Source organism: Mesorhizobium sp. M7A.F.Ca.CA.001.10.2.1 (assembly GCF_003998575.1).
Lineage (GTDB): Bacteria > Pseudomonadota > Alphaproteobacteria > Rhizobiales > Rhizobiaceae > Mesorhizobium.
The window spans coordinates 1-5,872 of the sequence record NZ_RZQY01000365.1; the positions used below are offsets into that span (position 1 = coordinate 1).

At 64.6% G+C, this 5,872-nt stretch carries 7 protein-coding genes; 1 reads left to right on the forward strand and 6 read right to left on the reverse strand.

What is annotated here, in order from left to right:
- The 6 genes from EN964_RS21710 to EN964_RS21735 all read right to left on the reverse strand — a co-directional run.
- Positions 1–236, reverse strand: a 236-nt coding sequence (locus EN964_RS21710) for an aldolase/citrate lyase family protein (protein ID WP_245490682.1), incomplete at its 3' end; no start/stop codon positions are given.
- Positions 230–1,072, reverse strand: a complete 843-nt coding sequence (locus EN964_RS21715) for a MaoC family dehydratase N-terminal domain-containing protein (RefSeq protein ID WP_127267895.1) — start codon at positions 1,070–1,072, stop codon at positions 230–232. The genes EN964_RS21710 and EN964_RS21715, both read right to left, overlap by 7 nt.
- A 10-nt stretch (positions 1,073–1,082) precedes the next feature.
- Positions 1,083–2,213, reverse strand: a complete 1,131-nt coding sequence (locus tag EN964_RS21720) for a CaiB/BaiF CoA-transferase family protein (protein WP_127267894.1) — start codon at positions 2,211–2,213, stop codon at positions 1,083–1,085.
- Positions 2,206–2,946 carry an NAD(P)H-dependent oxidoreductase gene (locus EN964_RS21725; protein WP_127267893.1) on the reverse strand — a complete coding sequence of 247 codons (741 nt, stop codon included), beginning with the start codon at positions 2,944–2,946 and terminating at the stop codon, positions 2,206–2,208. The genes EN964_RS21720 and EN964_RS21725 overlap by 8 nt, the downstream gene beginning before the upstream one ends.
- A gap of 9 nt (positions 2,947–2,955) precedes the next feature.
- On the reverse strand, positions 2,956–4,104 hold the full coding sequence (locus EN964_RS21730) for an acyl-CoA dehydrogenase family protein (protein ID WP_127267892.1): 1,149 nt from the start codon (positions 4,102–4,104) through the stop codon (positions 2,956–2,958).
- Between the two features lie 105 nt (positions 4,105–4,209).
- Positions 4,210–5,145 carry a LysR substrate-binding domain-containing protein gene (locus EN964_RS21735; RefSeq protein WP_127267891.1) on the reverse strand — a complete coding sequence of 312 codons (936 nt, stop codon included), beginning with the start codon at positions 5,143–5,145 and terminating at the stop codon, positions 4,210–4,212.
- 161 nt (positions 5,146–5,306) lie between these two features.
- On the opposite strand from EN964_RS21735, the gene EN964_RS21740 reads away from it, so the two are divergent.
- A complete protein-coding gene (locus EN964_RS21740) occupies positions 5,307–5,819 on the forward strand; it encodes a thiamine pyrophosphate-binding protein (protein WP_164748823.1) in 513 nt (170 codons plus the stop codon).
- Positions 5,820–5,872 lie beyond the last annotated feature (53 nt).

The window sequence follows — 5,872 nt, forward strand, 5'->3', positions numbered from 1 at the left end:
ATGTCCGCCTGGTGCCAAAATGTGCCGGCGGCATTGATGCGGACCACGACCGCGGATTTCAGCGCGGCTGCATGAGCAACGACCGCTTCCCGAGCGCGGTCCTTGTCGCCAGGGGCGACGGCATCCTCGAGGTCTAGAATGACTGCGTCCGCGCCGCTGCTGTCGGCTTTGGCAAACCGCTCAGGACGTGAGCCCGGCACGAATAGCGGCACGACAGGCGTGACGAAGCTCACCATTGCGCCGTGGCTTTCACCGTCACATGGCTGTCGGACGACCGTGCCTCGAGAGCCATGCCGTCCTGGCCTGGGGATGTTGCGCTCAGAAGCAGGCGCTGCGGGCCAGTCGCCGGATGGACGCCGCGGAATGAGAAACGGCGCGGCGACTGACCGACAATGGCGGCGGCGAAGTTCATCAGCAGCGTCGCCTGCAGCGGGCCATGGATGACGAGCCCGGGATAGTGCTCGACCCCCGTGGCATAGGGCGCGTCGTAGTGGATGCGATGCCCGTTGAACGTCAGCGCGGAATATCGAAAGAGCAGCACGGGATCGATGTCGATCGTGCGCTCGTGCGATGCGGCCAGGGGCGAATTGGCCGGCGGGGCAGGGGACGCAGCAGCGGCTTCGGCGCCGCGATAGACGATGATCTGGTCCTCCTCGATGACCGGACCGGAATCGTTGGCGATGTCGTGCCGGACCGTGACGAAGGTGAGCGGGCCGGTGCGGCCCTGCTTCTCCTCGATGGCGGCCAACGTCGAGCGGCGGCGGATGCGGTCGCCAGAGCGGATCGGCGCCATGAAACGCATGTCGCTGGCAGCCCACATGCGACGCGGAAGCGGCACCGGCGGCAGGAAGCCGCCTTTGGCCGGGTGCCCGTCAGGTCCGAGTTCTCGCATGGCGGCAATGTCGGGCGCCAGGCACCAATGCAGTCCGGGCGCGGCCGCGCCCTCGGCAGTCTGCGCCGCGTGGTCCCCAAGCGTGGCGCCAAAGCTGGCCAGCAGGCGCGGGGTCACAACATCCTCGACCTCGTGCGTGCGTCCAACCCATTCCTGCAGTGTGCTTGTGTCCAGGCTCATGAGGTCCTCGTCAGGCGGCGAATTCGGACCGGATCCGGTCCGTATCGGCGCCAAGCGCGGGGACGCTTGGAACCGTTGCAAATCCCTCCGGCCGCCCTGCCGGCTTGGGTACTGCGATGCGCTTGCCGTCCGGCAGTGCCACCTCCGTCCGGCGGAGCGCCTTGTGGTGCGGCAGGTCGCGCATTGCACTCACCCGGCCCCAGGCGATCTGCGCCTCGTCGAGACGGCTTATGGCCTCGTCGCAGTCGATTGCCGCGAAGATCGGTTCGATCTCGGCGTCGAGCGCCGTGCGGTTGGCAACCCGCCAGGTGTTGGTGGCGAAGCGTTCGTCGGCGAACAGATCCTGCCTTTGCAGCACGAGCGTGCAGAAGCGCTTCCATTCATTGTTCTGCTGGATGGACACGACCACGCTGCCATCCCGACAGGCATAAGGTCGATAGGGGTAGATCGAAGCATGCGCCAGGCCATATCTCTGCGTCTCGCGGCCCGCATATTCGTAGTGCAGCAGCGGCACGGTCATCCAGTCGGCCATGGCGTCGAACATGGCAATCTCGACAATGCGGCCGCGCCCGGTCTTCTGGCGCGCCAGCAAGGCTTCGAGGATCGCTGCATGGGCATTCATGCCGGTGGCGATGTCGGCGGCGGAAACCCCGATTTTGCTTGGCGTGTCCGGCGTGCCGGTAACGGCGCAGATGCCGCTTTCGGCCTGCACCAGCATGTCGTAGGCGCGCATGGCCGCGTAGGGCGTGTCCTGCCCGTAGCCGACGATGTTGATGGCTATCAGCCGAGGAAACTCTTTCGCAATTGTATCGGCCGAGAGGCCGAGCCTGTCGATGGCGCCCGGCACGAGATTCTGCACGAGGACGTCGGCGCGCGCGACCATCCGGTGCAGGAGAGCCAGGTCGTGCTCACTCTTCAGGTCGAGCACCGCGCTCTCCTTGCCGCGGTTGAGCCAGACGAAGTAAGCCGACATGCCTTCCACTGCGGAATCGTAATGACGCGCGGTTTCGCCTTCCGGACGCTCGATCTTCACGACGCGTGCGCCGGCATCGGCAAGGCGGACCGTGCAGAGCGGAGCGGCGACGGCCTGCTCGATCGAAACGACAAACAGGCCCTCCAGTGGGCGGGCGCCGTCAGACATTGCGCTGCACTCCCGAGCGCGCCAGCACACCAGGCTTCAGCCGCTCGTTCTTGCCGTAGTCCTCGGCGGCGTGGAAGAACAGATGCGGCGTGCCATCAATGTCCTCGAGCCTCTTGCGGTAGGCGTCCAGATAGGCCTTGCGGCCATCGTCGCCGACGCGGCCCGGCATGTAGGCGACGAAGGGCGGCAGCACGTCGAAGCCGGAATAGCGCAGCAGACCATTGTGGATCGGCCACAGCACGGTGAGGATGTCGCCATCGATGCCGTCGGGCGCGTAGGTGTCGGCCGACGTGCCCGTGGTGGCGGCCACCATGGCGAGCTTTCCCCTGAACATGCCGGTGTCGTATTTGCGGCCCGGCAGATAGGCGAAACCGCGCGCGAAGACGCGATCGGCCCAGCCCTTGAGCATTGCTGGCATTCCGAACCACCAGACCGGGAACTGGAACAGCACGAAGGCCGCCCGCTTCACCTTTTCGATCTCTGCACTGATATCGGCCGACAGTGCGCCGGCCTCGTAGGCGGCGGTCTGTTCGCGCGGCAGGCTGAAGAAGTCCGGATCGTTACGCTCGCCCGATACGTCGCCCGGCCCTGCGACAGGATTGAAGCCCATCGCATAGAGGTCGCTGACGACCACATCGTGGCCTGCGCGGGTCAAGGTTTCCACGGCCAGATCCTTCATGGCGCCGTTGAAGGATTTTGCTTCCGGGTGTGCATAGACGATGAGGACGTTCACGGACGACTCCTAGTAGGAACGCGGCAGTCCAAGCACGTGCTCGGAAAGGTATGACAGGATGAGGTTGGTCGAGATCGGCGCGACTTGATAAAGACGCGTCTCGCGGAACTTGCGCTCGACATCGTACTCTTCCGCGAAACCGAACCCGCCATAAGTCTGGATGCAGACATTGGCTGCTTCGTTCGAAGCGTCGGCCGCCAGCATCTTGGCCATGTTCGCTTCGGATCCGGGGTTCTTGCCGGCCTCGTAGAGGCTCAGCGCCTCGCGCACCATCAGTTCGGCCGCGCGCATGTTGGCGTAGGCCCTTGCGATCGGAAACTGGATGCCCTGGTTCTGGCCGATCGCCCGGCCAAACACATGCCGCTCCTTTGCGTAGGTGCTGGCCTTTTCGATGAACCATTTCGCATCGCCGATGCATTCGGCTGATATCAGGATGCGCTCGGCGTTCATGCCCGAGAGGATGTAGCGGAATCCCTTCCCCTCTTCGCCGATCAGGTTTTCGGCGGGTACGCGCAGATCGTCGAAGAAGACCTCGGTGGTGGCATGGTTCATCATGGTGCGGATCGGCCGGATTGTGAGGCCGTTGCCGACGGCTTCGCGCATGTCGACGATGAGGACGGAGAGGCCGTCGGTCTTTTTCATGCCGTCCTTCAGCGGTGTGGTCCGCGCCAGCAGCAGCATCAGATCCGAATGCTCGGCGCGGCTGGTCCAGATCTTCTGGCCCTTGACCACGAAATGATCGCCATCGAGGCGAGCAGTGGTCTTGAGCGCCCCCGTGTCGGTCCCGCTGCTCGGTTCGGTGACGCCGAATGCCTGCAGGCGCAATTCTCCCGCGGCGATCTTCGGCAGGTATCGCTGCTTCTGGGCTTCCGAGCCGTGGCGAAGAAGCGTGCCCATCGTGTACATCTGGGCATGGCAGGCGCCACCATTGCAGCCGGCGCGCTGGATTTCCTCCAGCACGGCAGCGGCGGCCGAAAGCGGCAGGCCCGAGCCACCATATGCCTCCGGGATCAGGATCGAGAGCCAACCGGCCTGCGTCAACGCTGCGACGAAGTCGCCGGGATAGGCCATGTCCCTGTCGAGTGCGCGCCAGTATTCTCCGGGAAAGCGCGTGCACAGCCTGGCGACGGCATCGCGAATGTCCTGATAGGCTTCCATGAGGTTTGTCCGGGTTTTCGTCTTGCTGCGGGCCTCACTATCGCGCCTCCGTGCCCTGTCAGCAATGCAGGGCGGACGTGAGCAGATATAACGGAATTCTAATGCTTATGGTGGAGGGCCGAGAAGCTGGCCGACCCAGACGGCCCGCCCGACAAGATCCTTGGCGATGTCCTCTATCGCTTGTCCGGCAAACCGCGCGAGCCGCGAGGCAGGCCGGTCCGCCGGGTAGGCAAGGATCAGGCGGCGCACGGGCACCGGATCGATCAATGGCGCGGCGGTGAGCAGCCCGGCGGTCACATCGGCATGGATAGGGGCGAGCGGCAGGATCGTCCAGCCATGGCCGTTGCGCACCAGGTCCTTCAGCGCCGAATAGGAGTCCGCTTCGATGCCGACATCGAGCGTGATGCCGGCATCCGTGGCGCAGCGTTCGACGATGATGCGTAACCCGTGCTTGATGCTGGGCAGCAGCAGGCGCTTGCCGGCGAGCGAGGCGAACGACACGGCGCGCACGGTTGAAAATCCCGCATCCGGCGGTCCGATCAGGAAGAGGTTTTCCAGGAGCAGCGGGCGCGAGCGCAGCGAACGCGCCATGCGCGGGTCGTAGAGTACCGCGACGTCCACCTCGCCGCGGTGCATCCAGTCCAGCAGATAGCCGGTGTAGGCGCTGACAAGTCTGAGCTTCGCCTTGGGATGGGCCTTGCCGAAGGCGGCCGCCAGCGGCAGCGAAATAATGTCGGCAACGGTGGGCGGCAGGCCGATGGCCACTTCGCCGGTCAGCGGCGCATCGGCGGGTGTGGCCGTGGCGCGGATCTCGTCGATCTCGGCCATCACGCGCATGGCGTGCGCCAGCACCTCCTTGCCCTGCTCGGACAGCACCATGCCGCGTCCGTGGCGCAGGAAAAGGGCAAAGCCCAATTCCTCCTCCAGCATGCGCACCTGCCGGCTGAGCGCCGGCTGCGCAATGTGCAGCCGGTCGGCGGCCTTGCTGAGGCTGCCGAGTTCGGCGACATGGATGAGGGTGCGTAGCTGCGATAACTCCATGAGCTATCGAATACCATTATATCTGATCACGAGAAAGAGACGAAGATTGCATCGGTCAAGCGCGCTAGTCTAATGCCAGTCCAATATCTCGGAGATGCAAGGTGACGGCGAGCATACAAGCAAAACCTCCGGAAGCAGCAGCGCTTGCCGCCGCTCCGACCGTGTCTGAAAGGCAGTGGCCGGATCAGGTCTATGAGGTGCTCAAGGCTGCCGGCATCAGCCACATGTCCTATGTGCCGGATGCCGGTCATACCACATTGATCCGCCTTTTCAGTGAGGATCCCGAAGTCGTCACCAATGTGCTGACGACGGAGGAGGAGGGCATCGCCATCGCAGCAGGCTCCTGGCTCGGTGGCAAGCGGAGCGTCGTGCTCATGCAATCCTCCGGTGTCGGCAATTGCATCAACATGCTGTCGCTTCCCGTGCAGGCGCGCTTCCCCTTGCTCGTCCTGGTGACGATGCGGGGCGAATGGGCCGAGTTCAACCCGTGGCAAGTGCCGATGGGGCAGGCGACGGAGGCGTCGCTGAAGGCGATCGGGCTCAGGGTGCTGCGCGCCGAAACCGGTCCCGACCTGGTGGAGACGGTGGCGCAGGCAGCCTTGATGGCTTTCGACGCCGACCAGCAGATTGCCGTGCTGATCGGGCAGCGGCTGCTCGGCAAGAAGAAGTGGTGAGCGACATGAATTTGCCGACGATGGACCGCCGGGTTGCGGTGAAGAAGCTGCTT

Excerpts from the sequence above, each read along its gene's own strand:
- EN964_RS21715 (WP_127267895.1), bottom strand. The coding sequence starts at position 1,072 with ATGAGCCTGGACACAAGCACACTGCAGGAATGGGTTGGACGCACGCAC.
- EN964_RS21720 (WP_127267894.1), bottom strand. The coding sequence starts at position 2,213 with ATGTCTGACGGCGCCCGCCCACTGGAGGGCCTGTTTGTCGTTTCGATC.
- EN964_RS21730 (WP_127267892.1), bottom strand. The coding sequence starts at position 4,104 with ATGGAAGCCTATCAGGACATTCGCGATGCCGTCGCCAGGCTGTGCACG.
- EN964_RS21735 (WP_127267891.1), bottom strand. The coding sequence starts at position 5,145 with ATGGAGTTATCGCAGCTACGCACCCTCATCCATGTCGCCGAACTCGGC.